Annotated in this window: 24 protein-coding genes; 7 read left to right on the forward strand and 17 right to left on the reverse strand. The window is 64.2% G+C overall.

The genetic code is table 11. The features are described 5' to 3' along the window. Positions 1–56 precede the first annotated feature (56 nt). Positions 57–473 (forward strand): hypothetical protein, encoded by a 417-nt coding sequence (locus ACE3OO_RS03395; RefSeq protein WP_374299722.1) that lies wholly within the window; start codon positions 57–59, stop codon positions 471–473. Positions 474–481: 8 nt separating this feature from the next. Here the strand turns inward: ACE3OO_RS03395 and ACE3OO_RS03400 are convergent, their stop codons facing one another. Continuing rightward, positions 482–1117, reverse strand: coding sequence for a COQ9 family protein (locus tag ACE3OO_RS03400; protein WP_374299724.1), 636 nt, complete (start codon positions 1115–1117; stop codon positions 482–484). 11 nt (positions 1118–1128) lie between these two features. Then, entirely contained in the window at positions 1129–1662 is a 534-nt protein-coding gene (def, locus tag ACE3OO_RS03405) for a peptide deformylase (RefSeq protein WP_374299726.1), read from the reverse strand. Between the two features lie 216 nt (positions 1663–1878). Between def and rpsU the strand changes: the two genes are divergently transcribed. Together rpsU and ACE3OO_RS03415 are read left to right on the forward strand one after the other, a co-directional pair. Next, entirely contained in the window at positions 1879–2085 is a 207-nt protein-coding gene (gene rpsU / locus ACE3OO_RS03410) for a 30S ribosomal protein S21 (protein ID WP_144069020.1), read from the forward strand. A 112-nt stretch (positions 2086–2197) separates the two neighbouring features. Continuing rightward, the gene (locus tag ACE3OO_RS03415) at positions 2198–3859 is read left to right on the forward strand and encodes a PAS-domain containing protein (RefSeq protein WP_374299729.1); all 1662 of its coding nucleotides are present in this window, start codon (positions 2198–2200) and stop codon (positions 3857–3859) included. On the opposite strand, the gene ACE3OO_RS03420 is transcribed toward ACE3OO_RS03415, so the two are convergent. From ACE3OO_RS03420 to ACE3OO_RS03430, 3 genes are read right to left on the reverse strand one after another with little or no spacing between them, the layout of a single operon-like run. Next, the gene (locus ACE3OO_RS03420) at positions 3848–5062 is read right to left on the reverse strand and encodes a cytochrome-c peroxidase (RefSeq protein WP_374299731.1); all 1215 of its coding nucleotides are present in this window, start codon (positions 5060–5062) and stop codon (positions 3848–3850) included. The genes ACE3OO_RS03415 and ACE3OO_RS03420 overlap by 12 nt on opposite strands. Next, positions 5059–5460, reverse strand: a complete 402-nt coding sequence (locus tag ACE3OO_RS03425; RefSeq protein WP_374299733.1) for a hypothetical protein — start codon at positions 5458–5460, stop codon at positions 5059–5061. Before ACE3OO_RS03425 ends, ACE3OO_RS03420 begins: the two co-directional genes overlap by 4 nt. Before the next feature lie 8 nt (positions 5461–5468). Then, entirely contained in the window at positions 5469–6314 is an 846-nt protein-coding gene (locus ACE3OO_RS03430) for an amidohydrolase family protein (protein WP_374299735.1), read from the reverse strand. 170 nt (positions 6315–6484) lie between these two features. On the opposite strand from ACE3OO_RS03430, the gene ACE3OO_RS03435 reads away from it, so the two are divergent. Next, complete coding sequence (locus ACE3OO_RS03435; RefSeq protein WP_374299737.1) at positions 6485–7906, forward strand: amidase; 1422 nt, start codon at positions 6485–6487, stop codon at positions 7904–7906. Positions 7907–7932: 26 nt separating this feature from the next. On the opposite strand, the gene ACE3OO_RS03440 is transcribed toward ACE3OO_RS03435, so the two are convergent. Genes ACE3OO_RS03440 through ACE3OO_RS03460 form a run of 5 tightly spaced genes read right to left on the reverse strand, consistent with a single transcriptional unit; the run spans position 7933 to position 12281 of the window. Beyond that, positions 7933–9144 carry an FAD-dependent oxidoreductase gene (locus tag ACE3OO_RS03440; RefSeq protein ID WP_374299739.1) on the reverse strand — a complete coding sequence of 404 codons (1212 nt, stop codon included), beginning with the start codon at positions 9142–9144 and terminating at the stop codon, positions 7933–7935. Then, positions 9141–9905: an ABC transporter permease gene (locus ACE3OO_RS03445; RefSeq protein ID WP_374299741.1), complete on the reverse strand. Its 765-nt coding sequence runs from the start codon at positions 9903–9905 to the stop codon at positions 9141–9143. The genes ACE3OO_RS03440 and ACE3OO_RS03445 overlap by 4 nt, the downstream gene beginning before the upstream one ends. Continuing rightward, positions 9905–10771: an ABC transporter ATP-binding protein gene (locus tag ACE3OO_RS03450; protein WP_374299743.1), complete on the reverse strand. Its 867-nt coding sequence runs from the start codon at positions 10769–10771 to the stop codon at positions 9905–9907. The genes ACE3OO_RS03445 and ACE3OO_RS03450 overlap by 1 nt, the downstream gene beginning before the upstream one ends. Next, entirely contained in the window at positions 10771–11772 is a 1002-nt protein-coding gene (locus tag ACE3OO_RS03455; RefSeq protein ID WP_374299745.1) for an ABC transporter substrate-binding protein, read from the reverse strand. The genes ACE3OO_RS03450 and ACE3OO_RS03455 overlap by 1 nt, the downstream gene beginning before the upstream one ends. Positions 11773–11789: 17 nt before the next feature. After that, on the reverse strand, positions 11790–12281 hold the full coding sequence (locus tag ACE3OO_RS03460; protein ID WP_374299748.1) for a VOC family protein: 492 nt from the start codon (positions 12279–12281) through the stop codon (positions 11790–11792). A gap of 262 nt (positions 12282–12543) precedes the next feature. Here ACE3OO_RS03460 and ACE3OO_RS03465 point away from each other — a divergent pair, with 262 nt between their 5' ends. Beyond that, the gene (locus ACE3OO_RS03465; RefSeq protein WP_374299750.1) at positions 12544–13644 is read left to right on the forward strand and encodes a ring-opening amidohydrolase; all 1101 of its coding nucleotides are present in this window, start codon (positions 12544–12546) and stop codon (positions 13642–13644) included. A 31-nt stretch (positions 13645–13675) separates the two neighbouring features. Here the strand turns inward: ACE3OO_RS03465 and ACE3OO_RS03470 are convergent, their stop codons facing one another. From ACE3OO_RS03470 to rpsT, 7 genes are all read right to left on the reverse strand, one after another. Further along, entirely contained in the window at positions 13676–14881 is a 1206-nt protein-coding gene (locus ACE3OO_RS03470; protein ID WP_374299752.1) for an acyl-CoA dehydrogenase family protein, read from the reverse strand. 118 nt (positions 14882–14999) lie between these two features. Next, complete coding sequence (gene gyrB / locus ACE3OO_RS03475) at positions 15000–17441, reverse strand: DNA topoisomerase (ATP-hydrolyzing) subunit B (RefSeq protein WP_374299754.1); 2442 nt, start codon at positions 17439–17441, stop codon at positions 15000–15002. A 12-nt stretch (positions 17442–17453) separates the two neighbouring features. Further along, positions 17454–18656 carry a DNA replication/repair protein RecF gene (recF, locus tag ACE3OO_RS03480; protein WP_374299756.1) on the reverse strand — a complete coding sequence of 401 codons (1203 nt, stop codon included), beginning with the start codon at positions 18654–18656 and terminating at the stop codon, positions 17454–17456. A 5-nt stretch (positions 18657–18661) separates the two neighbouring features. After that, positions 18662–19780 (reverse strand): DNA polymerase III subunit beta, encoded by a 1119-nt coding sequence (gene dnaN, locus ACE3OO_RS03485; protein ID WP_374299757.1) that lies wholly within the window; start codon positions 19778–19780, stop codon positions 18662–18664. Between the two features lie 191 nt (positions 19781–19971). After that, complete coding sequence (gene dnaA, locus ACE3OO_RS03490) at positions 19972–21429, reverse strand: chromosomal replication initiator protein DnaA (RefSeq protein WP_374299759.1); 1458 nt, start codon at positions 21427–21429, stop codon at positions 19972–19974. A gap of 65 nt (positions 21430–21494) precedes the next feature. Beyond that, entirely contained in the window at positions 21495–21938 is a 444-nt protein-coding gene (locus tag ACE3OO_RS03495; protein WP_374299761.1) for a rhodanese-like domain-containing protein, read from the reverse strand. A 428-nt stretch (positions 21939–22366) separates the two neighbouring features. Further along, positions 22367–22630 (reverse strand): 30S ribosomal protein S20, encoded by a 264-nt coding sequence (rpsT, locus tag ACE3OO_RS03500; RefSeq protein ID WP_374299763.1) that lies wholly within the window; start codon positions 22628–22630, stop codon positions 22367–22369. A 211-nt stretch (positions 22631–22841) separates the two neighbouring features. Between rpsT and ACE3OO_RS03505 the strand changes: the two genes are divergently transcribed. Both ACE3OO_RS03505 and ACE3OO_RS03510 read left to right on the forward strand, forming a co-directional pair. Beyond that, entirely contained in the window at positions 22842–23426 is a 585-nt protein-coding gene (locus tag ACE3OO_RS03505) for a hypothetical protein (protein WP_374299764.1), read from the forward strand. 124 nt (positions 23427–23550) lie between these two features. Beyond that, on the forward strand, positions 23551–25893 hold the full coding sequence (locus ACE3OO_RS03510; RefSeq protein WP_374299766.1) for a bifunctional salicylyl-CoA 5-hydroxylase/oxidoreductase: 2343 nt from the start codon (positions 23551–23553) through the stop codon (positions 25891–25893). Positions 25894–25908 lie beyond the last annotated feature (15 nt).

Raw genomic sequence — 25908 nt, forward strand, 5'->3', positions numbered from 1 at the left:
GTGGTCCGTCCGGATTGAGCGCCAGAACCGCGTGGCCTCCGGGTGGAGTGAATGGCATGGCCATCGACAGCATTTCGTCCGGCAGCGTCGCGCCGCAGTTTCCGATCCGCCAGCAGCCGAGCAATCCGGCCAGCGGGACCGACAACAATGCCGTGCGCGACTCCCTGCAGAATAGCCAGCAGGACAGCAGCCGTTTCCAGGTGAACACGGCAGCCCCCACGCAGCCCCAGACCACCAGTGCCGTGCCGCAATCCAATGCCGGTCAGCGCAGCGAAACCACGCAGCAGAGCGGCACCAATGATGGCGGCACCATCATCAACGGTCTGACCCAGCAGTTGCAGCAGCAACAGCCGGCGAACAATACCGAGCCGCCGAATTCGCGGAATTCAGCAATCAACTATGGCGCCAACGGCACTCCCAACGCGCAGCCCAATCCGGCTTCGTCGGGTCGGCTGATCAGCCTTTCGGTCTGATCCGCGTTTCAGGCGCGGCGCGCACGCCCCAAAGGATTGGGCAGGCGATCGAGCAGTTTGCCCAGCTTGCCCTTGGCCTGCTGGATACGCATGACATCGGCCAGCCGGCGATCCAGGAAAGCCGCCGTCGAGGCAAAGCCCTCCGACTTGTCATCCAGCCAATGCAGCAATGTGGCGGCATAGACGCCGCCCAGCAGCATGCGCTTGGTATAGAAGTTGAAATCCGTCGCGGTATCGCCGGCGGCATACCAGATCGCATCCACCGTACGATAGAGCTGTCGCAATGCCTTTGGCGCATGCTGCGGCAGCGCTTCCAGATTCAGCGCACGGCGCACCGCCTCGCGATGGGGCGCGGCCAGTTCCAACCGCACCAGCACCGCGGTTCTCACCCGCTGGCCGGTTTTCATCGCGGCGAGGTCGCGCCCTTCCAGAACACGCAGCATCGCCCGGTCGGTTTCCGCGACCCAGAAATCCAGCGCCTCGGCCGGGCCATTGGGAAATGCGCGTGTCAGCAGGCCGGCATCATAACCGCAATCTTTCGCGGCCTGTGCCATTGCCCTGTCGGTCCAACCGTCGAACGGCACATGGGTCAGCATGGCTTCAAGCAGGGCGCGCCTCTCGGTCAGCAGATGCTCGTCGTTCATCACGGCCTCCATCAATCTTCCTGCTCCTGCGGCCGCAGGCTGGCGCGATGCCGCAGTTCGGTCTCGAATACCAGGTCCTTCAGATCGGTCATGCGCTGCGGATACAGGATACCATCCAGATGGTCCAGTTCATGCTGCACCACCCGGGCATGCCAGCCCTGCACCTCGCGCTGCAGCCGCCGGCCGTCGGGCAGATCGCCCTCATAGGCGATGCGGGTATAGCGCGGCACCAGGCCGCGCAGGCCGGGCACCGACAGGCAGCCTTCCCAGGCCAGGTCCTGCGCCTCGCCCAGGGGGCGCCAGCTTGGATTTACCAAGGTGACCAGCTCCCGCTGGCCGTCGCCCTCGTCGGGGGTCAGAAACACCGCCACCCGCAGCGGCACATGCACCTGCGGCGCCGCCAGGCCCTGGCCGGGGGCATCGAGCATGGTGTCGACCATGTCGGCGATCAGCTGGTGGATTTCCGGGGCTGTCGGGTCCGGCACCGAGTCGGCCGGGCGTGCCAGCACCGGATGCCCCATACGGGCGATTTTCAGAATGGCCATGAGCATTAACCTAAGCCAGGGGACCCGGGCGGCCAAGAGACAGCCCGGAATCCGCAAATAATTGCCAAAATGAGGCTTTTCCAGCCTCATTATTACCGTCGGGCCGGGTATAAAGCCGCTTCACAAAGCCGGGGGGGCATGCTAGAAGGCGCGACTTGCCGGGGCTGGCGCCCCGCAACCGGATTCTTATTGCCAACCCGAAAGGATGGGACCCACGTGCAAGTCCTGGTTCGCGACAACAATGTCGATCAGGCCCTGAAGGCGCTGAAGAAGAAGATGCAGCGTGAGGGCATTTTCCGCGAGATGAAGCTGCGCGGTCATTACGAGAAGCCGTCCGAGCGCCGGGCCCGCGAGAAGGCCGAGGCGATCCGTCGCGCCCGCAAGCTGGCCCGCAAGCGCGCCCAGCGTGAAGGCTCGATGTAAGGCTTTTTGCCTGTCGACCCGATAAGAATGAAGCCGCCTCCGGGCGGCTTTTTTCATGGCTGCTCCCCATCCCGGCCCGGCCCGGATTATTCTAGACTGAGTCGGAACAACCATGGAGCGCGTCGGCGTGCACCAGAATGTGCTGCTCCTGCAGGGTCTCGATCATCTCGATCAAGGCATCAGCATCTTCGACCGGGACCTGAAGCTGGTCGCCTGCAACCGGCGCTATCTGGATCTGCTCGGCTTTCCTCATGAACTGGGCATACCGGGAACGCCTGCCGAAAGCTTCTTCCGCCTGAACGCCGAACGCGGCGAATACGGCCCCGGCGACATCGAAACCCAAGTCCGCGAACGCGTGGAACTGGCCCGCCGTTTCCTGCCGCACCACCTGGAACGCCAGCGCCCCAACGGCACGGTAATCGATATCCGCGGCACCCCTCTGCCCGATGGCGGCTGGGTCACCATCTACAGCGACATCACCGCATCGCGACACAACGAACGGGCACTGATGCAGGCGCATCAGCAGCTCGAGCGCAAGGTGCAGGAACGCACCGCCGAACTGCAGGACAAGAAGCGCCTGCTGGATGTCGTGGTCGAGAATATCAGCCACGGCATCACCCTGTTCGATACCAATCTCAATCTGCTGATCTGCAATCAGCGCTTCATCGACCTGTTGGAATATCCCGCAAACTTCGCCAGGCCAGGCACGCCATTCGAGGATTTCGTGCGCTGGAACGCCGAACATGGAGAATATGGCCCCGGGGACGTGGAGGCGATGGTGCGCGAGCGTGTCGACCTTGCACGCGCGATGATACCGCATCGCATCCAACGGCGACGACCGAATGGTCGCACCATCGAGGTGATCGGCACGCCGATCCCGGGCATCGGTTTCGTCACCTCGTATTCCGATATCACCGATCTGCGCCGTGCGCAGGATCAGCTACGCGAGCTGGCCGATACATTGGAAGCGCGCATCGAGGAACGCACCGAAGCCCTGACCCGCTATATCGCCGAACGGGAAGGCACCGAACGCGAATTGCTGCGCGCGAAGGAAATGGCCGAGGTCGCCAACCGCTCGAAAAGCGCCTTCCTGGCCAACATGAGCCATGAATTCCGCACGCCGCTGAATGCCATCATCGGCTTTTCGGAATCCCTGCTTGGCGGCTATTTCGGCGCGCTCTCGGGAAAGCAGGCGGAATACGTCAACGACATCCACAAATCCGGAATCCACCTGCTGCAGCTTATCAACGACGTGCTGGATCTGGCGAAGGTGGAAGCCGGCCGGATGGAGCCGCATATCGAGATGGTGGATCCCTGGCTCACCATCGGAGACAGCCTGGAAATGATGCGCGGCCAGGCCGAGCAGGCCGGCGTAGCCCTGAGCGAGGATCTGCCGGCCAACCTGCCCCTGGTGCCGGCGGACGAACGCATGTTGCGCCAGATTCTGCTGAATCTCTTGAGCAATGCCGTGAAGTTCACGCCGCGCGGCGGCAGGGCTTGGGTCACCGCCCGGACGGACGGCAAAACCCTGGGGATCAGCGTGCATGACAGTGGCGTCGGCATGGCGCCGCAGGATATCCCCAAGGCCCTCGCCCCCTTCGAACAGGTGCGCGGCGTGCTGACTCGCGAGCATCAGGGCACCGGCCTTGGACTGCCTCTGGTGAAGTCGCTGACCGAGCTGCTCGGCGGACAGTTCGACCTGGCTTCCGAACCCGGCCGCGGCACGGTGGCAACCATCATACTGCCGCTGCGCCAGATTACTTCAGGGACATAACCGGCGCGCTTCCGCCTTGAGCGTTTCATAGTCCGACGCCGCCGCCACGGCCGGCGCGCTGAGACTTTGCAGGAAGGCCACAAGATCGCGGCTTTCTTCGGCACTGAGCCGCAGCGGCCTGAGAATGGCTTCGCCATCGCTGTGCAGCCGATCCTCATCCAGATCGGAATAATGCTGCACCACCGATGCCAGATCAGGTTTGCTGCCGTCATGCATGTAGGGCCCGGTGAATAACAGGCTGCGCAGACTGGGCACCTTGAATTCGCCCCAGTTGCGATGTTGTTGCGCCACATGGCGCACGGGAAGAACGGCTGGCGATTGAGGATCCGCGTTGTACCGGCCGAGCCGGTTGAACGGATTCGCCTTCAGCCGCGCGATACCACGATGCCGGCCGGGATCCACGCCCCGCGTACCATCGGCGCCGATGACGAAGAAGGGCATGCCGGTATCGTGAAACTCGCCATTGGTGAAAGCCGGGCCGCTATGGCAGGTGGCGCATTGCCCACGGCTGGTGAACAATGCCAGACCGCGCTGCGCCGAAACGGGATAGCGCGCCATCACAGCGTGATCATTGGTCAACAGGGCGTCACGGAAATCGTCAAACGCCGTGCGGGGGCTGACCAGCGTTTCCTGGAAGGCCGCCAGGGCCCGCGCCGCCAGCACCAGCAAGGACTCGTCATCCGGCGATGTGGCCGCCGCGTCATCGGCCTGGCGGGCGAGGCAGGCCAGCGCCGGATCGCGCCGCAGCAAATCGGCCACAATGGCCGTGCTGCCACCCATTTCGCGCGGATCGAGGATCGGGCGGATCGCCGCGGCCCAAAGGCTGTCGCTGGCGCCATCCCAGCCGAACCAGCGGTGCAGCCGGCTGTCGAGCAGGCCGGGCGCATTGCGATCAAGCCGGTCCAGGCCGTGGCTGCGCGCGACAGGCTCGGCCCAGCCATGCTGCGGCTGATGGCAATTCTGGCAAGCCAAGGCTCCATTTTTCGAAAGGCGTGGTTCCGCAAACAGCACCGCGCCGAACCGCACAGCCTCTGGCCGGCCGGACAACGGATTGCCGGAATCGATACGGAAAGCGGGTGGCCACGGGCCAAAACTGCGGATCAGGCGGCGTTGCGTGGCGTCGAAAACGGGAGGCTCGTCAGCCCGTGCGGCCGTTGCGAACAGAACCAGCAGCAGCCCCAGACAAGCGCGCAATATGCTCATTGCGCATCGAAGCGGAAGCCGAGCCGCTCATCCTGCTCCAACCCGGCAAAATCGAAGGTGAATTCCCATTCGCCCGGCATGTGCAGCAGCAGGCCCTCGGCACGGTAATGCCCCCAGTCCAGCTTGGTAAGGCTGGGCGCATAGTTCATGCCATGACGATGCGCCGGCATCTGGGCATCGACGCGCACCAGCCGCGGCAATTCCGCCATGCGGGCATCGCAGAGCCGGATATCGAACGCAAAAGGCGCATTAAGCGGGATTGGCGCCGGCTCGGAGAGCACCACCAGCTTGAAGCGTGGCCCCTCGATCACCTGGGCGGCCACCGGAATCTGCTCGCAGGCCCAGGCTGGCAACGATACGCTCAACAACAATCCGATGAATGAAGCCAGGCGCAGCATGCGCGATCTCAATGGGCCGGTTTAAACCCGGTGCGCGCAAACAGCGCCTCGGCATTGCGATAGGCGATCCTTTCCGCAAGCGGAGCGGGCAGATCGGCCAGCCAGCCGCGCGACCATTTGGCGTGTTCCTCGATATAGAACCAGCGTTCCGGCGTGAAGGTGTCGGTGCCGACCATGAAGCGATCCGGAAATTCCTCGAACAACACCCGCCAGGCCGGATCGACCTTGCCCTGCGATGCATGGTCGCTGCGGAACGCCAGGTCGGCCCAGAGGGTGGGATAGCGTTTCAGCATCGCCCGCACCGCATCGGGCCGGTCAAAGCCGGAATGCGCCCACAGGACCAGGGCCTGGGGATCATGTCTGAACAGCCGTTCGACCGCATCGGCATCGCTATGGGCATGCAGGAACAGCTTGTGCTGTTTCGCCAGCGCCACCACGCGTTTCAGCACCGGCAGATCGGCATCGGCACCATAGACATGGAACTCGCCGATCCCGACATAGCTGTATTTCGCCAGTCGCGCCTCGATATGCTGCAGGACCGTATCATCCCGCATCCAGCTGCTGAGTTCGCCCCGGCTGCGATAGGGCCGCAGCTCTGGCACGATCAGGTCGGGTGCGGCTTCATAGAGTTTCTGCGTGCCATCGTCGCTGGAACTGGAGACCAGCACCTTGCGCAACCCGGCCCGGCGCAAGATGGCGATGGCATCGGCCGTGGGCACCATCTGCCATGCATCGTGGCTGTAATGCACATGCGCGTCGATCAGCGGCAGATCGGCCGCCTTGCCATCGCGCGCCGGCAGCAGGCCAAGCCCGAATAGCGTCACCGCAACCAGAAGAGAGCCGGCTCGAATCATGGCATGCCACCCCTGTTTGGCCCGATTTACCACAGAAGCCGATTTACGACAGAAGCCAATTTACGACAGAAGATAGAGCCCGGCCAGACCACGTCCAGCCGGCCCTTGCCTGTCGCGGGCCGGTGGCCGATCATTCCCGCATCCTGCCATCGCCCAGCCCCGGAAATACCATGCCCGCCATTCAATCCAACTGGCAGCTTTCGGCCACCGACCTTCATCAGCACTACCGGAGCGGCGCGTTGTCTCCGGTCGATGTGGCATCGCAAATCCTGGCCCGGATCGAGGCGCTCAATCCGATGCTGAACGCCTATGTGCATGTGGACACGGCCGGCGCCATGGCCGCCGCGCAGGCCAGTGCCGAGCGGTATCGCGCCGGCCGGCCGCTTGGTCCGCTGGATGGCGTTCCGGCCTCGATCAAGGACAGCCTGCTGGTTGGCGGCATGCCGGCTACCTGGGGCAGCCGGCTGCTGGAACGCAATATCCCGGCGCAGGACGAATTGCCGGTCGAACGCCTGCGTGCGGCTGGTGCCGTGCTGCTGGGCAAGACCAACGTGCCGGAATTCACCGTGCAGGGTTACACCGACAACCTGCTGTTCGGTGCCACCGGCAATGCATGGAACCCGGCACTCACCCCGGGCGGGTCCAGCGGCGGCGCGGTCAGCGCCGTGGCTGCCGGGCTCGGCCCCGTCGCGCTGGGCACCGATGGCGGCGGCTCGACGCGTCGCCCGGCCGGCCATACCGGTCTGGTCGGCCTGAAGCCCAGCACCGGCCGCATCGCGCGCACCGGCGGTTTCCCCGAAATCTACAACGACCTCGAAGTGATCGGGCTGTTCGGCCGCTGCATCGAGGATGTGTCGACGATCCTCTGCACGCTTTCCGCCCCCGATGCGCGCGACCGTCATTCGCTGGCCTTCCACGCCGCCGTGACGCCCGATGAAACCCGGCATCTGCCGAAAACACCGCGCATCCTGTATGTGCCGCGCTTCGGCCGGCATCCGGTGGACCCGGAGATCATTGCCGCCACCGATACCGCCGCAGAAGTTCTGCAGAAGGTGGGCTGCGGAATCGAGGCCGGCGCCCTGCCCTTCGACATCGACGCCGCCATCGCCGCATTGGCGGTGCTGATGCCGACTGGCTTGGCGATGATCGTTGACCGGCTCGGTGGGCCGGGAAAGATCACACCGGCCCTCCTGCCGATGTATGAAGCCGGCAGGGCGGTGAGCGGCAGCGCCTATCTGGCCGCCCTCAACCATGCCGTCGAGCTGCGCCGCCAATTGGCCAGTTTCTATACGCGATTTGATGCGATCCTCACCCCCAGCACTGCCGCCCAGCCATGGACGAAGGACAAGGTCTATCCGGACAAAATCGACGGCCAGGACGCCGGACCACGCGGCCATGCCGTCTATACCGGCTGGGTGAACCTGGCCGGGCTGCCCGGCCTGAACCTGCCGGCGACACCGGATGCCAAGGGCATGCCGATCGGCGTGCAGCTGGTCGGTGGGTATGGCAACGATGCGCTGCTGCTGGCGATCGGCCGGCGTTATGAAGCCGTGGCGCCCTGGGCGGACCGCTGGCCCGCCTTCGCACTCTAGGCGGGCCGCCGTCCCGCCCTGGCGCTTTAAGCAGCCGGTACGTCGCGATAGAGCTTGGCCAGCTTGGCCTGGAAATCAGGCCGGGTCTTGGCCAGACTACCGGCCACCGGATCGGAACCCGCCAGCATGGTATCGGTGGCGTCGCGCGAGAAATCGACCACGAATTCCACGCGGGCACGACGCTGCTGCTCAATCGCTTCCAGTGCCGTGCCGATATCGCCGCCGCCATGCAGCGCCTTGCGCAGCCGGGTGACCGCCACGCAGGCATCCTCGATGGCCTGGGTGGCGCCCTGCCCCAGCGTGGGCACCATCGGATGCGCGGCATCGCCCAGCAAGAGGATGCGCTGGCCCGGATCGCTGAAGACCGGCGGCGCCTCCTGCAGCCGCGCCCAGTGGATATCGGCCAGGTTCTGGCAGATCGCATCGATCAGGAAGGCACATTGATCGCTGGGCGCGCCATCGCGCGGCGTGTAGAGCGCGCGCAGGGCATCGGCCCGTTTGACCCCGTCCGGCACATCCTCATCGGGATCGATGGGAAATGACCCGGCGATATAGGTGCCGTTGCCGGGCACGCGGAAAGCCAGCAACCGGTTCGGGCCATTGAACCACTGCTCGTAATCGTCGACCAGATCGATCCTGCTCTGCTCGATCAGCAAACGGAAAATGCAGACACCGAGAAAATAGGGCCTCGGCCGACCCAGGAAGGTCTCGCGCACGCGCGAATAGCGGCCATCGCCGCCAACCAGCAGATCGACGCCATCGATGACCCCGCCTGCGCCGGTGGCGCGATCGATCGTCTCGACCACGATCGGCCCGGCCTCGCCGGCACGGGCATAGCGCATCGCCGTCACCTCCACGCCAAACCGCACATGATCCAGCACGGGCTGCCGCAACAGGGCATAGAGCTGCGACCAGCGGATGCGGATGCCGTCGTTATCCGCGACCTGGGATAACGGCAGATTCATCAACTCACGGCCGCCGGTCAGCGAGATGCGCCAGCTTTTCCACGGCAGGCTGGCGGAAACCAGCAGGTCGGCCAGATCGGGCAGGAAACGCCGCAGCGCCTTGATCGCGTTGGGGCCGACATTCAGACCAGTGCCCGCATCGCTGTGATCGTCGGCGCTGGCACGCTCCAGGCAGATGACCTCGGCATCGGGAAGGTCGCGCAGGCCATAGGCCAGGATGCTGCCGGCAACGCCAGAGCCGGCGATGACGATGCGTTTGCGCCGACCACTCATTTGCCGCCCCAATGCACAAAGGTTTTCTCGATGGTCAGGAAGATCCAGTTCATGCCATATCCCAGCGCGCCGGCGGCAAAGATCGCGGCATACATGGTCGGCATCTCGAACAGCATCTGCGCCTCGATCAGGCGATGGCCGATGCCATCGGTCGAGCCGATGAACATCTCGGCCACCACGATGATGACCAGGCAGAGCGAGATGCCGTTGCGCATGCCGATGAAGGTCTGCGGCAGGGATTCCCAGAAATACACATCCTTCAGGATCTGCAGACGGTTGGCCCCCATCACCTTGGCGGCGAGGACGCGGGTCTTGCGCGCATTCATCACGCCATAGGCCACGTTGAACAGGATCACCAGCACGGCGCCGAAGGCCGCCACGGCGATCTTGGTCTTGTCGCCGACGCCGAACAGCACCAGGAACAGCGGAAAGACCGCGGAAGCCGGCGTGGAGCGGAAGAAATCGATCACAAACTCGACCGAACGGTAGAGCTTGTCGGCGGCGCCGAGCGCCACGCCGAGCGGAATGGCGATGGCGGAGGCGATCAGGAACGACAGAACCGTGCGGTAGATGGTCTGGGCGAAATCGGCCAGCAGCGGCCCGCCGATCAGACCATCATAAAGCGCCCTGAAGGCCTTCTGTGGCGGCGGCAGCAGCACGGGATCGGCCACTTCAAGGGCGGTGGCGACCCACCAGACCAGCAGCAGCAGTCCCACCCCCAGCATCGGCCGCAAGCGGCCCAGTGTCGCGGCGATATCCATTACAGTCTGGCCTCCCGCCGGAAGATATCGAGGCAATGGCTCTTGATCTCGATGAATTTCGGGTCCGACAGCGTCTCGGCCGAACGCGGACGCGGCAGCGGCACCTCGACGAAATCGGCGATCTGCGTCGGCCGTCGCGTCAGCAGCAGGACGTAATCGGCCAGGTAGACGGCCTCTTCCAGGTCATGGCTGACGATGACCATGGTGGTATTCGTCTCCATGAACGCTTTCTGCATCTGGTCGCGCATGAACAGCGTCATCTCGTAATCCAGCGCTGAAAACGGCTCATCCAGGAACAGGACCTCGGGCTCCATGACCAGGGAACGCAGGATCGACACCGTCTGCTGCTGGCCGCCGGACAATTCGTAGGGATAGCGATTGAAATCGATCTTGACCTGAAAGCGGCTCAGCAGTTTCTCGACCTTTTCCTGGCGTTCGCGACGGCCCAGCCCCATCAACTTGAGCGGATAATGGATATTGTCGATGGCGCGCAGCCAGGGAAACAGCGCCTCGCGGTAATTCTGGAACACGTAGCCGATACGGGTTTCATCAATGGTCTTGCCATCGAACAGGATATCGCCCTTGTCGACCGGGATCAGGCCCGCGATCATGTTGATGATCGTGCTCTTGCCGCAGCCATTCGGCCCGAATACCGACACCACCTTGCCGCGCGGCAAATCGAGGTCGAAATCCTGGTAGAGCGGGCTGCCCTGGAACTGCTTCGACAGCCCGCGCACCGTTATGTGTGTGCCGGGCGGGAACCAGCGATAGGACTTTTCCGCTTCACCCGTCGGCTGCGGAGCGGGCACCGCCGCCGCGGCCCCGCCCGTCACCAGCCGCATGGCCGCCCGCGTACGTCCGATCATCAACTGCCCGCCTTCTTGTCGAGCACAACCAGGTATTTCTGGGTATCGACCTTTTCCTTGATCACGCCGCTCTCGATGGTGAAGTCGATCACCTTCTGGAAATCCTTCTTGTCCTGGGCCGAAAGCTGGTCGACCATCAGCATCCGCGGCAGCGGAATGGTCATCGCCAGTTCCGGCGGGGTGAAGGTATTGCCTTTCAGCAGCTCGCGGGTGGTGGGGTCCTGCTCGATGTCCTTCAGCGCCTTGCGCCAGGCCGCCGAGAAACGCCGCGCCACATCCGGTTTTTCCTTCATGAATTTTCCGGTGATCGCGCCACCGGCCATATAGGCATAGGCATCCTCGCGGCCGATAATGTATTTGGCCACCACGCCGGCCTCGACCGTTTTCGCGGCACCCGTATTGTTCATCACCGTGGCATTCGGTTCCAGGGTGTAGCCGATGTCGAAGGTGCCGGCCTTCATCGCATCGACATGCAGGTTCATCGCCAGTTCGGTCAGGGTGTAATCGGCACCTTCCTTCATGCCAACGGCACCCAGCACCGCGCGGGCCATGGCCATGTTGCCGGCGCCGGGCGCCGACATGATCTTCTTGGGCGAACCCTTGAAATCCTTCACGCTCTTGGCATCGAGGCCGGTCTTGGCGACGAACTGCTCCATCTGGGCGAACTTGTTCTGCCCGTAGAGCGACATGTAATACACCAGACCCTCTTTCTTGGTATTGGCGTTCATGCCATCGACGGTGACGAGATTGGCGCCGGCATCCAGATCGCCGGTCAGCATCCCCTGCACGATGGGCGGCGCGCCCATCAGCTTGACCATCTCGGCATCGATATTCTGTTCCTTGAAATAGCCGCGCTCGAGCGCGACGAAATAAGGCAGCGCCGACGAAACCGGGAACACGCCGACCTTCACCTTGTCGGCCGCCTCGACACTGCCGGCGGTGCCGATGGCGATCAGCGCGGCGCCTGCCAGCGCGGCGATTTTGATGGAGCGGATGGTCATTGGTTTCTCCTTGTCGGTCAGGCGTATTCTTTTTGCGATGGAACGAAGAAACTGCTGCCCGCCACATAGCGGCGGCCGGGCGACATATCCGGCAGCGGCCCCTGCTCGGCGCGGCCATCGAATGTGAGCTCAAGCTGCACGCCGCTGGGGTCGTAGACGAAGAGCTGCCAGTATGTGGTGTTGGGCACGAGGAATTCGCGCCAGTCCACGCCATGCTGGCGGAACCGTGCGATGAAATCGTGATAGCCCACGCCGGTCAGCGAGATATGGTCGATCGCGCCGCTGCCGCTGGGAACGACATTATCGGTGCCAAGCGCCGGACCACCGGCATAGATATGGATGATGGCCTCGCCCACCGGCGTCGGCACCGCGATCCAGGCGCCGGGATAACCGAAATCAGGCCGCGCCACTTCCGACAGGCCAAGCAGATCGCAATAGAACCAGCGGGTCTTCGCCAGATCCGCGGTCTTGATCGCCACATGGAACAGGCCAGTGATGGTACCGGGCATGATGATGCGTGCCGTGCAATTTCGCTGACCGTTACTGTGCATACACTGTGCCAGCCGTGACGATCGCGAGATTCCGGCACGGACTCGACGGCGTTGCAGCTTTGCCGTGCAGCCTTCCTCATGCCGGGTTGCAGGCCGCCCATCCCATCGGCATATGCCGCCCAATTATCAGGCAACATGGCCGGCAAAGCCGGCAATACGGCGCCACGGTGCCGGAATGCATCTTGCTACGGATGGAATGTCTCGCTTAGGAGCATCCATCATGCAGGCTTATGTATACCGGCTCGCCATGAGCCACCCCGGCGATTTGTCCGCCCTTGCCGCGCTGTTTGACAGCGGGCAACTCGATCCCGCCCATGTGACGGCCGTGATCGGCAAGACCGAAGGCAATGGCGGCGTGAACGATTTCACGCGCGGCTATTTCACCCTGGCTTTTTCCAGCCTGCTGGCCGAGCGGACGGGCCGGCCACGACAAGAGATCGTGGCCGGCATTCCCTGCGTGTTGTCTGGCGGCACCGAGGGCGTTCTGTCGCCGCATTATCTGGTTTTCGCGCGGTCTCCGTCAGACTCCGACAGCCCGGCCAACAAACGCCTGGCCATCGGCGTGGCGTTCAGCCCGTCCCTGCCGCCCGAAGCCGTGGGCCGTAGCGCCCATATCGAGATGGTGGCCGACACCGTGCGGCAGGCCATGGCAGATGCCGGCATCGACGATCCGGCTGATGTGCATTTCGTGCAGGTGAAGGCGCCTTGTGTGACGGCGGCACGGGCCCAGGCGGCTGCGGCGCGCGGCGCCAGCGTCCTGACCGCCGATTCCAACCGCTCGATGGCCTATGCCCGCGTGGCCGGCGCCTTCGGCGTGGCGCTGGCGCTGGGCGATGTCCCGCCGGAGAAGATCACCGAGGCGGCGATGTTCAGCGACTACGCCGTGCAATCCGACCGCGCCAGCATTTCATCGGGCGTGGAGGTGGACTGCAACGAAGTGATTGTCCTGGGCAACTCGCCGCGCTGGCAGGGCGATCTGATGATTGCGCACCGGCCGATGCAGGACGCCCTGGATATCGCCGCCATCGGCACGGTGCTCGGCGACCTGGGGATTCCGGCGCTGCCGCAGGTATCGTCCGCCGATGCGGGACGCATCCATGGCGTGCTGGTGAAATGCGAACCCGACCGGCGCGGCCTGGTGCGCGGCAACCGGCATACCATGCTGGACGACACCGACATCAACGCCCAGCGCCATATCCGCGGCGCGGTGGGCGGCATGGTGGCCGGCATGCTGGGCGATGGCCGGGTTTTCGTATCCGGCGGCGCCGAGCATCAGGGCCCCGATGGCGGCGGGCTGATTGCCGTGATCGCGAAAGCGTAAACCCGTTGCCCGGCGATCCTGTTCCCCGGCCTCAGAGGCCGAGGATCAGCTTCGACATGATGTTGCGCTGGATCTCGTTGGAGCCGGCGTAGATCGTCACCTTGCGCATGTTGAGGTAACGCGGCGCCGCGCCGTCGGCATAATCCGGGCCGATGGTGGGTTCATTCGAGCCCTCGATCAGCGGCGTGAACGGCGAGGCGTAATACCCCACCGCCTCGGCCGACAGTTCGGTGACCAGCTGCTGCAGCTCGGTGCCGCGCGTCTTCAGCATGGACGAGGCCGCGCCCAGATTCTGGCCGCTCTTGGTGCCGCCCAGCACACGCAGCTCCAGCATCTCCATGGCCATGATGTCCATTTCGGCCTGGGCCAGCTTGGCGGCGAAATCGGGGTCCTGCGCCAGCGGCGCGCCATGGGCCTGTTCGGCTTTGGCCATCTTGCGCAGATGCGCCAGATGCCGCTTGAGATGGCCGGAATAGGCATTGCCGCGCTCGAATTCCAGCAGGTATTTGGCGCAGGTCCAGCCCTGGTTCAGCTCGCCGACCAGATTCTCCTTCGGCACCTTCACATCGTCGAAGAAAACTTGGTTGACCTCCTGCATGCCCTCGCTGGCCTCGTCGATGGTGACGATGGGCGAAACGGTGACGCCGGGCGATTTCATGTCGATCAGCAGGAAGGAAATGCCCTCCTGCGGCTTCTTGGTCTGGGCTGTGCGCACCAGGCAGAAGATCATGTCGGCATGCTGGGCCTCGGAGGTCCAGATCTTGCTGCCGTTGCACAGGAAATGGTCGCCCTTGTCCTCGGCCTTCATCTGCAGGCTGGCGAGGTCGGAACCGGCGCCCGGTTCGGAATAGCCCTGGCACCACCAGGTGTTGCTGGCCAGGATGTCGGGCAGATATTTCTTCTTCTGCGCCTCGGTGCCGAATTTCATGATCACCGGCGCCAGCATGCGCGGGCCGAAGGGCACCACGATGGGGGCACCGGCCGAGCTCATCTCCTGCTCATAGATATAGCGCTGGGTGGGCGTCCAGCCCGGACCGCCGTATTCGACCGGCCAGTTCGGCGCCAGCCAGCCCTTTTCGTTCAGCGCCTTCTGCCAGCGGATATGCAGATGCTTGGCGATATAGCCGGTGCGGGTGCGCGCCATGGCGGCGCGCATCTCGCTGTCGAAATTCTGCTCGATGAACCGGCGGACCTCGTCGCGAAAAGCCAGTTCGTCGGCTGTGAAATTCAGGTCCATTTCCTCGCCTCCGGATTTTCTGTTCGCGCCAGATTATCCCAGCCGCCGCCGGCCGCAAGACGCGCGTAAGCCTGCCCTAGCGTCAAGCCAGGGCAGGCTCGGCAGCCCTAAGGGGCCGTTAAATATCGAGATTGACGACGTTCAGCGCGTTGCTCTGGATGAAGTCGCGGCGTGGTTCCACCACATCGCCCATCAGGGTCTCGAACACGTTGTCGGCATCCTCGGCGTGATCGACCTTCACCTGCAGCAGGCTGCGCGCTTCCGGATCCAGCGTGGTTTCCCAGAGCTGATCGGGATTCATCTCGCCCAGACCCTTGTAGCGCTGCATGGTGATGCCGCGGCGGCCGATGGTCTGCACCCGGTCGAGCAGGTCGAGCGGGCCCTGCACCGGATGCACTTCATCCTTGCGGCGCAGTTCGGCCGGCCGCAGATAGGTGGCCTGCAGTTCGCCGGCCATCTCGTTCAGCTTGCGCGCCTCGGCCGAACGGAACAGCTGGGCATCCAGCAGATAACTTTCGGTATAACCGCGCAGGCTGCGCTTCACGCTCATGGCGCCCTCGCCGGCCGCCTCGCAAACCCAGCCGCGCTCCAGCTCCGGCGTCAGCGCGTTCAAACGCCTGGCCAGCGCCTCCGCCGCCGGGCCGGCCTTGGCCGGATCGGCCACCAGCTCGGGCACCAGCATGCCGAGGATGGCGGCCTGCTCGACGATCCACGGATTGTAGCGCTTGCCGATCGCCGTCAGCAGGGCCTTGGCCATGCGGGCATGATCGAGCAGCAGCTTCAGGTCCGGCCCGGCGCGCTGGCTGTCGTCATGCAGGCGCAGCACGGCATTCTCGATGCCCTCGTTGATCAGGAAATCCTCCAGCGCCGCCTCGTCCTTCAGATAGCGCTCAGACTGGCCGCGCTTGACCTTATAAAGCGGCGGCTGGGCGATATAGAGATGCCCGGCATCGATCAGCGGCTTCATCTGACGGAAGAAGAAGGTCAGCAGCAGGGTGCGGATATGCGCGCCGTCCACGTCGGCGTCGGTCATGATGATGATCTTGTGATAGCGCAGCTTGGCCGGATCGAAATCCTCATGGCCGATGCCGGTGCCCAAGGCCGTGATCAGCGTGCCGATTTCCTGCGAGGACAGCATCTTGTCGAAGCGCGCGCGCTCGACGTTCAAGATCTTGCCGCGCAGCGGCAGCACGGCCTGGAAGGCGCGATTGCGCCCCTGCTTGGCCGAGCCGCCCGCCGAGTCACCCTCGACGAGGAAGAGTTCGGCCTTGGCCGGATCGCGCTCCTGGCAATCCGCCAGCTTGCCGGGCAGCGAGGAGATATCGAGCGCGCCCTTGCGCCGGGTCAGTTCACGCGCCTTGCGCGCGGCTTCGCGGGCGGCGGCGGCCTCGACTACCTTGCCGACGATCTGGCGCGCATCGGCCGGGTGTTCCTCGAACCACGACGCCAGCAGTTCGTTGACTAGGCTTTCCACCGCCGGGCGAACTTCCGACGACACCAGCTTGTCCTTGGTCTGGGAGGAGAATTTCGGGTCCGGCACCTTCACCGACAGCACGCAGGTCAGGCCCTCGCGCGCATCGTCGCCGGTCAGCGACACCTTCTCCTTCTTGGCGATGCCGCTTTCATTGGCATAGCCGTTCACGCAGCGCGTCAGGGCGCCGCGGAAACCGGCCAGATGCGTGCCGCCATCGCGCTGCGGGATGTTGTTGGTGAAGCACAGCATCGTCTCGTGGTAGCCGTCGTTCCATTCCAGCGCCACTTCGATGCCGATGCCGTCGCGCTCGCCCCGGATGGCGATCGGCGGCTTGTGCAGGGGATTCTTGTTGCGGTCGAGATAGGTGACGAATGCCTCGACGCCGCCCTCGTAGCGCAGCTCCACGCGCTTGGGCTCGACGCCGCGCATGTCTTCCAGCACGATCTTCACGCCGTTATTGAGGAACGCCAGTTCGCGCAGGCGATGCTCCAGCGTGCCGTAATCGAATTCGGTCTTGGTGAAGGTTTCCGGCGACGGCAGGAACGTGACTTCCGTGCCGCGCTTGCCATCGGCCTCGCCCACCTCCGCCAGCGGCGCTTCCGGATCGCCGTGACGGAAGCGCATGGCATAAGCCTTGCCGCCGCGCCAGATCCTGAGATCGAGCGTGGTGGACAGGGCGTTCACCACCGACACGCCCACGCCATGCAGGCCGCCCGAGACCTTGTAGGAATTCTGGTCGAATTTGCCGCCGGCATGCAGCTGGGTCATGATGACCTGCGCGGCCGAAACGCCCTCTTCCGGATGGATGTCGACCGGGATGCCACGGCCATTGTCGCGCACGGTGCAGGACCCATCGGGATTGAGGCCGACATAGACCTCGTCGCAATAGCCGGCCAGCGCCTCGTCGATGGCGTTGTCGACCACCTCGTAGACCATATGATGCAGGCCGGTGCCGTCATCGGTGTCGCCGATATACATGCCCGGGCGCTTGCGTACCGCGTCCAGGCCCTTCAGCACCTTGATGGCGGAAGAATCATAATTCTCGCCATTGCCTTCATTGCCCTGCGGATTCACTGCTTCGCTCATGTCGTCACTGCCTCAACTGAGAGTGTGCCGCGGCGTCACCACGCCATCGGCCACCGTGAAAAACTCCGCCTGACCGGCCAGACCCGCAAACAGGTCGTCATCGGTGCCGGTCAGCCATACCTGCCCGCCGAGCGCGAGCAATTCCTCATACAGCGCCGCCCGCCGCCGGGCGTCGAGATGCGCCGAAATCTCGTCCAGCAGCATCAGCGGCGCCATCTGCCGGCGGGCGCGGATCAGCCGCGCATTGGCCAGCGTGATGGCGATCAGCAGCGCCTTCTGCTCGCCGGTCGAACACTGCGCCGCCGGCTGATCCTTCTCCGCGTGCCACACCGCCATGTCACTGCGATGCGGGCCCTCGGTAGCCGCGCCGGCCTCGCGATCGATGCCGCGGCGCTCGGCCAGCGTGGCGCGGTATTTCTCTTCCGCCGCCAGCGCCGGCATGTCGGCCAGCCAGGCCTCGATCACGCCCTGTGCCGCCAGCCTTGCCCGCGGAAACGGCCCGGTGGCCAGCGCCATGCCGGCCTCGATCCGCCCCAGCGCCTCGCGCCGCGCCGCAGCCACCGCCACGCCATGCTCGGCCATCTGGCTTTCCAATGCCGCCAGCCAGGCCAAGTCCGCGCCGCCGCTCTTCAACAGACGATTGCGTTCCCGCATCGCCCGCTCGAAGGCGGCCACCTGGCGGGCATGACCGCCATCCAGGCCGTAAACCAGCCGGTCCATGAACCGGCGTCGCGTCGACAACCCCTCGACGAACAGACGGTCCATCTGCGGCGTCAGCCACACCACATCCAGATACTCGGCCAGGCCATTGGCGCTCGCCGCCGGCTCGCCATTGATCCGCACGATGCGGCGCTCGGCCATTTCCTCGTCGCCGGCCACCTCCGCCAGACCGGTGCCAATGGCGACCGGGCCGATGGCGCTGACCAGATCCGCATGGGCGGCCCAGCAGCGCCGCGCCGGCTGGGCAGAAGCACGGCTCACGTCCGACAATCTGGCGCGCCGCAGACCCCGACCGGGGCTGAAGAAGGACAGCGCCTCCAGGATATTCGTCTTTCCGGCCCCGTTCGGCCCGGTCAGTACCACAGGCTGCCCGCTCAGACGCAGATGCAGCTCGGCGTAATTGCGGAAATCGCGCAGGCTGAGCGAGAGAACGGCGGTGCCGCCCGCTGTCGCGCCTTCGTACGACTGTTCCGCAACCAGAGCTGCGCTACGCACCAAACTCAGACTCGCATCGGCATCAGCACATACAGCGCGCCGTCGTCGCTGGGGTCGCGGACAACGGTGGGCGCCAGTGCATCGGCCAGCAGGAAGCGGGCATTCTCGCCCTCGATCTGGCTGGCGATATCCAGCAGGTAGCGCGAGTTGTAACCGATCTCGATCGGCTTCGCGCTATAGGCCGCGGTGAGCTGCTCGGAAGCCGAGCCCTGGTCCGGGCTGGTGGCCGACAGTTCGATGCCGTCGGGCTTGAGTGACAGCTTCACGGCGCGGCTTTTCTCGGTCGAGATGGTGGCGACGCGGTCGACGGCGGCGGCGAACGCCTTGCTGTCGACTTCCATCACCTTGTCGTTGTCGCGCGGAATGACGCGTTCGTATTCCGGGAAGGCGCCGTCGATCAGCTTGGAGACCAGGACAAGATCGCCGAAGGCGAAGCGGATCTTGGTATCGCTCAGTTCGATCTTGGCTTCGGCCGCGCCGCCTTCCAGCAGCTTGCGCAATTCATTCACCGTCTTGCGCGGCACGATCACGCCGGGCATGCCGGCGGCACCGGCCGGCAGCGGCGCCTCGACGCGCGCCAGGCGATGGCCATCGGTGGCCACGGCGCGCAGCATCGGCACACCGGCGCTGCTGGCGGCATGCACATAGATGCCGTTCAGGTAATAGCGGGTCTCTTCGGTGGAGATGGCGAAGCGCGTCTTGTCGATCAGGCGGCGCAGCTGCTCGGCCGGCAGCGTGAAACTGTGCGGCAGGTCGCCGGCGGCCATCACCGGGAAATCATCCTTGGGCAGGCAGCTCAGCTTGAAGCTGGAACGCCCGGCGCGCAGATCGAGGCGCTGCTCGGCCGCGGTATAGGTCAACTCGACCTCGGCGCCCTCGGGCAACTTGCGCACGATGTCGTAGAACGTATGGGCCGGAACCGTGGTCGCGCCCGGCTGCGCCACCTTGGCCGGAAGTTTCTCGACCACGGCGATATCCAGGTCGGTGGCGGTGAGCGCCAGGCGGTCGCCTTCGGCTTCCAGCAGCACATTCGACAGGATCGGGATCGTGTTGCGGCGCTCGACCACGCTCTGGACGTGGCTCAGGGCGGTGAGCAGGACGGCACGCTCGATGGTGAATTTCATGGCTGGAAACCAGTGATGTTTTTGTTGGTTTCGGCAGGGTTTTGCCGAGTCCGTCAAATATATCAAACCCCCCTTTTGTACGCGAGGGATTTGGCCTGGTTTCGAACCGTTTTTGCAGGTGCGAAGAAGCCGCCTTGCGGCGGCCTCAAATCGATCTTAAATTACTGAAAAACAATGATATTTTTAAAATATCAGCTTTCCAGTTTGCGGCGCAGCAAATCGATGTCTTCCGCGAATGCGGCGTCGATCTCGCGCAGCTCCTCGATCTTGCGCACGGCGTGCATCACCGTGGTGTGGTCGCGGCCGCCGAATTTGCGCCCGATCTCGGGCAGGGACCGCGAGGTGAGCTGCTTGGCCAGATACATCGCCACCTGGCGCGGACGGGCCACGGCGCGGGCGCGGCGTGGGCTGTGCATGTCGGCGAAGCGGATCGAGTAATGCTCGGCCACGCGCTTCTGGATTTCCTCGATCGTCACCTTGCGGTCGTTGGCGCGCAGCAGATCCTGCAGCACTTCCTGGGCCGAGGTGACGGTGACGGGCTTGCCGACCAGGCTGGCATAGGCCGAGATGCGGTTGAGCGCGCCTTCCAGCTCGCGAACGTTCGACGTGATACGGCGGGCGAGGAACTCCAGCACATCCTGCGGAATGTTGGTCAGGCCGTTCTTCTCGGCCTTGGCCTGCAGGATCGACAGCCGCAGCTCGAAATCGGTCGGATGAATGTCAGCGACCAGGCCCCAGCCCAGACGCGAGCGCATGCGCTCCTCGATGCCCTCCAGATCCGACGGCGAGCGATCGCCCGAGACGATGATCTGGCGGTTCTGGTCGCACAGCGCGTTGAAGGTATGGAAGAATTCTTCCTGGGTGCTTTCCTTGCCGGCGATGAACTGGATGTCGTCGATCATCAGCACATCGACCGAGCGGAACTGCTCCTTGAAGGCCATCGTGTCCTTGAAGCGCAGCGCCCGGATGAACTGGTACATGAACTTCTCGGCCGAGAGATAGACCACCCGGCGCTCGGGGAAGCGCTGGCGGATATGCCAGCCGATGGCATGCATCAGATGGGTCTTGCCCAGGCCCACGCCGCCATAGAGGAACAGCGGGTTATAGGTCACGGTCGGGCTTTCGGCCACGCGCAGCGCGGCGGCACGGGCGAGCTCGTTCGACTTGCCGGTGATGAAACTGTCGAACGTGAAACGCGGGTCGAGCGGCGCGGACAATTCGCGCTCGATGTCGTCCATGTCGCGCACCTGCAGGGTCGGCAGGGTGGACGGGGCACGGGTCACTGCCGGGCGGACGATCGGCGCGGCCATCGACTGTTCGCCGGCGGCGATCATCGGTTTGGCCTGCGATGCCTGAATGGCGCCGGTAGGACGGACATGGATCACGACGCGACGCACGGCGGCATTTTCCAGCCGCCAGATTTCGCGCAGGCGTTCGCTGTAGTGATTGGCGACCCAGTCGCGCATGAAGCGCGTCGGCACCGCCAGATGCACATCGCCGTCATCGGCCAGCCCTTCATCGGCCAGGGCCAGCGGCTTCAGCCAGGAATTGAAGGCGGCGTCCCCGAACGAGACGCGCAGACGGGCGCGGACACGCTGCCACTGCACATCGAGGGGTTCGCCATTCTGCCCGGCGCGGGCGCTTTCCATTGAGGAATCTTCAGTCATGGAGACAGATTGCGGCTGTGGATGAGACGACTTCGCCATGACTGACCTCAGCTCTGGATCCAGCCGAGACCAGCAGCCTTCCAGCCGCTCAATCGTCCGCGATGTTTATCGGCATCGAGGTCACCCTCGAAACCGCCGGCAACGTTATAGCAAGGCGAGAAACCCGCAGCCGTCATGGCTTTTGCCGCCGCCCGCGACCGTGCGCCGGAACGGCAAAGAAAGAACAGCGCCTGCCCGGGCCGAATGCCCTGGGCACGCAATTCATCAGCAAAACGCGGATTGACGCTCATTTCAGGATACACTTGCCAGGATACGAACAAAGGGCGCTTGCCAAGCTTGCCGAGATCCGGCGCGCCGACGAAGCTCCATTCCGGTTGGGTTCGGACGTCGATCAGTTGGGCGTCAGGATTGCTCGCAAGCTGGTTCCAGGCTTCGGTAGTCGTGACATCACCTGCATAGTCCTCGTCCCCCGCCATCACCGAAGCCAACATCCCCAACCTCGCGCCACGTTTATTGTTTAAAAAAATCTATCTTGTCCGTCACGCGTGCTGCCGGTTTCCGAAGGGCGTCCGCCTTATATCGCGAGCGCTTTCTTGCGCTTCACGAGGCATCTTCAATCCCCTTCGTCGCGCGGTAGCAGAGGCATTAAAGGGAAATCGCCCGGGCCACGCAAGCGGACAGATGAAGACTCCCCGAAAAAAATTTTTCCTTGTTGCAGAATTGGAACTTGTATCGCGGCACTGCCGCTTTGGGCGCATAGCGCACGGACTAATCGCCTCTATGAAAACGTCCGCGAACGAGGCATATCTGCGATGAAGCCGTTCGCAGTCGCATAAAAAAACATCGCCCGCTGTCACCAGACGGGCGATGTTTTGAACCGATACCGGTTGCTGTCGCGCGAGGCCCGCGCGGCAACCGATCAAGCCATAGCTTTGACGCGGGCGTTCAGACGCGACAGCTTGCGCGAGGCGGTGCGTGACTTCACGGCACCCTTGGTCACGCCCTTGTCGAGGGCGGGCTGCGCTTCCTTCAGCGCGGCGGAGGCGGCGGACTTGTCGCCGCTGGCGATCGCGGTCTCGAGCTTCTTGACGGCGGTGCGGACTTTGCTGCGCCGCGCGCGGTTGACGGCCGTGCGCTTCTTGGTCTGGCGGGCGCGCTTCTCCGCGGACTTGTGTTGAGCCATAGCTTGTGATTTCCGATAGTTGGCACTGCCTTGCGGCATAAATCGAGGCGGGGGTTATAGCCCCGCCCCAGGCAGGCGTCAACCCCGCAGAAAGTCTCGCGGCAAGCCGCGTTTCCGGCCCGATTCCTGCCTCTTGTGGCCCCACCCATGCCTTCGCGGCAGGCTTCTGCTCGGCTTGCCGAGCGGGGATGCCGCCGGGCATAGTACCCGTATGCCTGATATCGCCTTGATCGCCCACGCCGTCTATCTGGCCGGCGGCATTCTCTTTCTCATCCTGGTCAGTCGCAGCCCCCTGCCGGCCGCCCTGTTCTGGGGCACCGGCGCCGTCCTGTATGTTGCTGTGGCCGGAGCCGAATTCGCCGCCGCCATGGGGTGGTCGGCTTTTGCCGGGCTGGAAGGCGATATGCGGTATCTGGCCTCCAGTCTTGGCCTGGTCGGACTGGCATTGGGCGCCGTGTTCAGCCTGATCATCCCGCCGGGCAGCAAACGACTGACCCTGTTCACCGGCATCGGCCTCGCCATCCTGATTGCCGTAGCGGCAGACCGGCTGCCGATCGGAATGCTGCCCCTGCCGATGATCGTGCTGGGCATCCTGCTGCTGGCGGCTCTGATCGGCCTGCGTTATCGGCCTATTCCGGGCCGCTGGCTGCTGGCTGCAACTTTGGCCATGGCTCTGGCCGAGTTGGCGCGCTACCGCTATCTGGGCTTTCTGCCGGTTCCGCCGGCGGCATTGGCCAAAACCATCCTCGGGGTCGCCCTGATCTGTTTCGGCATCACCGCCTCCCGGGCGCGCTGACATCCGGTTACGATCCGACGGCAACGATCCGGCTTGCCGGAATATATTTTAAATATAAAATATCTCCACGACGATCTCGGGCGGCCCCATACCGGATGCGCCGCCGATCAGACGGGGAGAACCCATGCGCGTCACGATCATTGGCGGCGGGCCGGCCGGCCTCTATCTCGCCCTGCTCATGAAAAAGGCGGACAACCGCCACGAGATCACCATCTACGAACGCAACCAGCCAGACGATACGTTCGGCTTCGGCGTGGTCTTTTCCGATGAAACACTGAACCAGTTCCTGGCTGAGGATGCCGGCACCTACGAGGCGATCCGCCAGAATTTCGCCTATTGGACGGAAATCGATGTGGTGGCTGGCGGTGAAACCATCCGCTCGGGCGGCCATGGCTTCTGCGGGCTGTCGCGCAAGCGGTTGCTGCAGATCCTGCAGGCCCGCTGCGCCATGGAAGGCATTCGGCTGGAATTCGGTACCGAACAGAAGGATTTCGAGACCCTGCGTCGCAACTGCGACCTGCTGATCGGCGCCGACGGCATCAACAGCCAGGTACGCGAAACCTGGAAAGAGCAGTTCCGCCCCAGCATGGACTGGCGGCGCAACAAGTTTGTCTGGCTTGGCACGAGCCTGCCGCTCGACACCTTCACCTTTATCTTTGAAGCCAACCAGCATGGCCTGTTCCAGGTGCATGCCTATCGCTTCGAGGAAGGACTTTCGACCTTCATTGTGGAGACGACGGAGGAAACCTGGCGTCGGGGCGGCCTGGATCAGGCCAGCGAAGCCGACACCATCGCGTATTGCGAAACCCTCTTCGCCAAACACCTGAAAGGCCACCGCCTGCTCAGCAACCGTTCGATCTGGCGCACCTTCCCCACCATCAAATGCGAGCGCTGGGTTCATGACAATGTTGTGATCATCGGCGATGCCGTGCATACGGCGCATTTCTCGATCGGCTCGGGCACCAAGCTGGCGATGGAAGATGCGATCGCGCTGAACCGCGCCCTGCATGCCGGCCATCCGGACCTGCCCAGCGCGCTGAAAGCCTTCGAGGATGCCCGCCTGACCGAGGTCTCGATCCTGCAGCATGCCGCCCAGGTCTCGCTGGAGTGGTTCGAGCAGACCGAACGCTATCGTGATTTCGAGCCGATCCAGTTGGCCCTCAGCCTGCTGTCGCGCTCCAAGCGCGTGACCTACGACAACCTGCGCCTGCGCGATCCGGCCTTCATTGCCCAGATCGATCGCTGGTTCGCCGAGAAGGCCGCCCGGCAGGCCGGCATATCCCAGCCCACCGGCGCCAATCCGCCGCCACCGATGTTCACGCCGTTCCGCCTGCGCGGCATGATGCTGGAAAACCGCGTGGTGGTTTCGCCGATGTGCCAATACTCGGCGGAGAATGGCATGCCCAACGACTGGACGCTGGTGCATCTGGGCAGCCGCGCCATCGGCGGCGCCGGCCTGATCCTGACCGAGATGACCGATATCGCGCCTGAGGCCCGCATCACGCCGGGATGCACGGGCTTGTGGAGTGCCGAACAGGCAAAAGCCTGGCGCCGCATCACCGATTTCGTCCACGACCACAGCCGGGCCAGGATCGGCATCCAGTTGGCCCATGCCGGCCGCAAGGGCGCCACGTGCCTGCCCTGGGCCGGCGGTTACGACCGGCCGCTGCCGCCGGATCAGGCCTGGCCGATCCTGTCTGCTTCGGCAATCCCCTATCTGCCGGAAGGGGCGGTGCCGAAAGCCATGACGCGCGCCGACATGAATCGCGTACGCGACGATTTCGTGCAATCGACGAAGCTTGCCATCGAAGCCGGCTTCGATCTGGTCGAATTGCACATGGCCCATGGCTATCTGCTGTCGAACTTCATCTCGCCACTCAGCAACACGCGCACGGATGAATATGGCGGCAGCCTGGAAAACCGCATGCGTTTCCCGCTGGAAGTGTTCGATGCCATGCGCGCCGTCTGGCCGCAGGACAGGCCGGTGTCGGTCCGCATCTCGGCCGTCGACTGGGTGCCCGAGCGCGGACTGAGCGTCGAGGATTCGATCGCCATCGCGAAAATGCTGAAAGCGCACGGTTGCGACCTGGTCGATGTGTCGGCCGGTCAGACCTCGACGGAAGCCAAACCGCAATACGGCCGCATGTTCCAGACGCCGTTTTCCGACGCGATCCGTCAGGAAGCCGGCATTGCCACCATCGCCGTTGGCGCCATCACCAGCGCCGATCAGGTCAACACCATCGTCGCCTCGGGCCGCGCCGATCTCTGCGCCCTGGCCCGGCCGCATCTGGCTGATCCGTATTTCACGTTGCATGCGGCCGCCGATTACGATTGGCGCGGTGCAGCATGGCCGGTGCAGTACGAGGCCGGGCGGGACCAATGGTACCAATTGCGCACCCGCGAACGCGAAGAAGCGCGGGCGGCCGATGCTTTTGCAAAGCAGCGCGCGCGACGCGATGAAATCTAGAATCGGCGATGAAGT

It is taken from the genome of Ferrovibrio sp., from assembly GCF_041906005.1.
Taxonomy (GTDB): domain Bacteria; phylum Pseudomonadota; class Alphaproteobacteria; order Ferrovibrionales; family Ferrovibrionaceae; genus Ferrovibrio.

Coding starts and splice junctions, on each gene's coding strand:
- ACE3OO_RS03495 (WP_374299761.1), bottom strand. CDS start 21,938: ATGTTGGCTTCGGTGATGGCGGGGGACGAGGACTATGCAGGTGATGTC.
- ACE3OO_RS03455 (WP_374299745.1), bottom strand. CDS start 11,772: ATGACCATCCGCTCCATCAAAATCGCCGCGCTGGCAGGCGCCGCGCTG.
- rpsT (WP_374299763.1), bottom strand. CDS start 22,630: ATGGCTCAACACAAGTCCGCGGAGAAGCGCGCCCGCCAGACCAAGAAG.
- ACE3OO_RS03465 (WP_374299750.1), top strand. CDS start 12,544: ATGCAGGCTTATGTATACCGGCTCGCCATGAGCCACCCCGGCGATTTG.
- def (WP_374299726.1), bottom strand. CDS start 1,662: ATGGCCATTCTGAAAATCGCCCGTATGGGGCATCCGGTGCTGGCACGC.
- ACE3OO_RS03430 (WP_374299735.1), bottom strand. CDS start 6,314: ATGATTCGAGCCGGCTCTCTTCTGGTTGCGGTGACGCTATTCGGGCTT.
- ACE3OO_RS03445 (WP_374299741.1), bottom strand. CDS start 9,905: ATGGATATCGCCGCGACACTGGGCCGCTTGCGGCCGATGCTGGGGGTG.
- ACE3OO_RS03435 (WP_374299737.1), top strand. CDS start 6,485: ATGCCCGCCATTCAATCCAACTGGCAGCTTTCGGCCACCGACCTTCAT.
- ACE3OO_RS03400 (WP_374299724.1), bottom strand. CDS start 1,117: ATGAACGACGAGCATCTGCTGACCGAGAGGCGCGCCCTGCTTGAAGCC.
- ACE3OO_RS03510 (WP_374299766.1), top strand. CDS start 23,551: ATGCGCGTCACGATCATTGGCGGCGGGCCGGCCGGCCTCTATCTCGCC.
- ACE3OO_RS03395 (WP_374299722.1), top strand. CDS start 57: ATGGCCATCGACAGCATTTCGTCCGGCAGCGTCGCGCCGCAGTTTCCG.
- ACE3OO_RS03415 (WP_374299729.1), top strand. CDS start 2,198: ATGGAGCGCGTCGGCGTGCACCAGAATGTGCTGCTCCTGCAGGGTCTC.
- ACE3OO_RS03460 (WP_374299748.1), bottom strand. CDS start 12,281: ATGCCCGGTACCATCACTGGCCTGTTCCATGTGGCGATCAAGACCGCG.
- dnaA (WP_374299759.1), bottom strand. CDS start 21,429: ATGGAAAGCGCCCGCGCCGGGCAGAATGGCGAACCCCTCGATGTGCAG.
- ACE3OO_RS03470 (WP_374299752.1), bottom strand. CDS start 14,881: ATGGACCTGAATTTCACAGCCGACGAACTGGCTTTTCGCGACGAGGTC.
- gyrB (WP_374299754.1), bottom strand. CDS start 17,441: ATGAGCGAAGCAGTGAATCCGCAGGGCAATGAAGGCAATGGCGAGAAT.
- ACE3OO_RS03440 (WP_374299739.1), bottom strand. CDS start 9,144: ATGAGTGGTCGGCGCAAACGCATCGTCATCGCCGGCTCTGGCGTTGCC.
- ACE3OO_RS03425 (WP_374299733.1), bottom strand. CDS start 5,460: ATGCTGCGCCTGGCTTCATTCATCGGATTGTTGTTGAGCGTATCGTTG.
- ACE3OO_RS03450 (WP_374299743.1), bottom strand. CDS start 10,771: ATGATCGGACGTACGCGGGCGGCCATGCGGCTGGTGACGGGCGGGGCC.
- ACE3OO_RS03505 (WP_374299764.1), top strand. CDS start 22,842: ATGCCTGATATCGCCTTGATCGCCCACGCCGTCTATCTGGCCGGCGGC.
- dnaN (WP_374299757.1), bottom strand. CDS start 19,780: ATGAAATTCACCATCGAGCGTGCCGTCCTGCTCACCGCCCTGAGCCAC.
- ACE3OO_RS03420 (WP_374299731.1), bottom strand. CDS start 5,062: ATGAGCATATTGCGCGCTTGTCTGGGGCTGCTGCTGGTTCTGTTCGCA.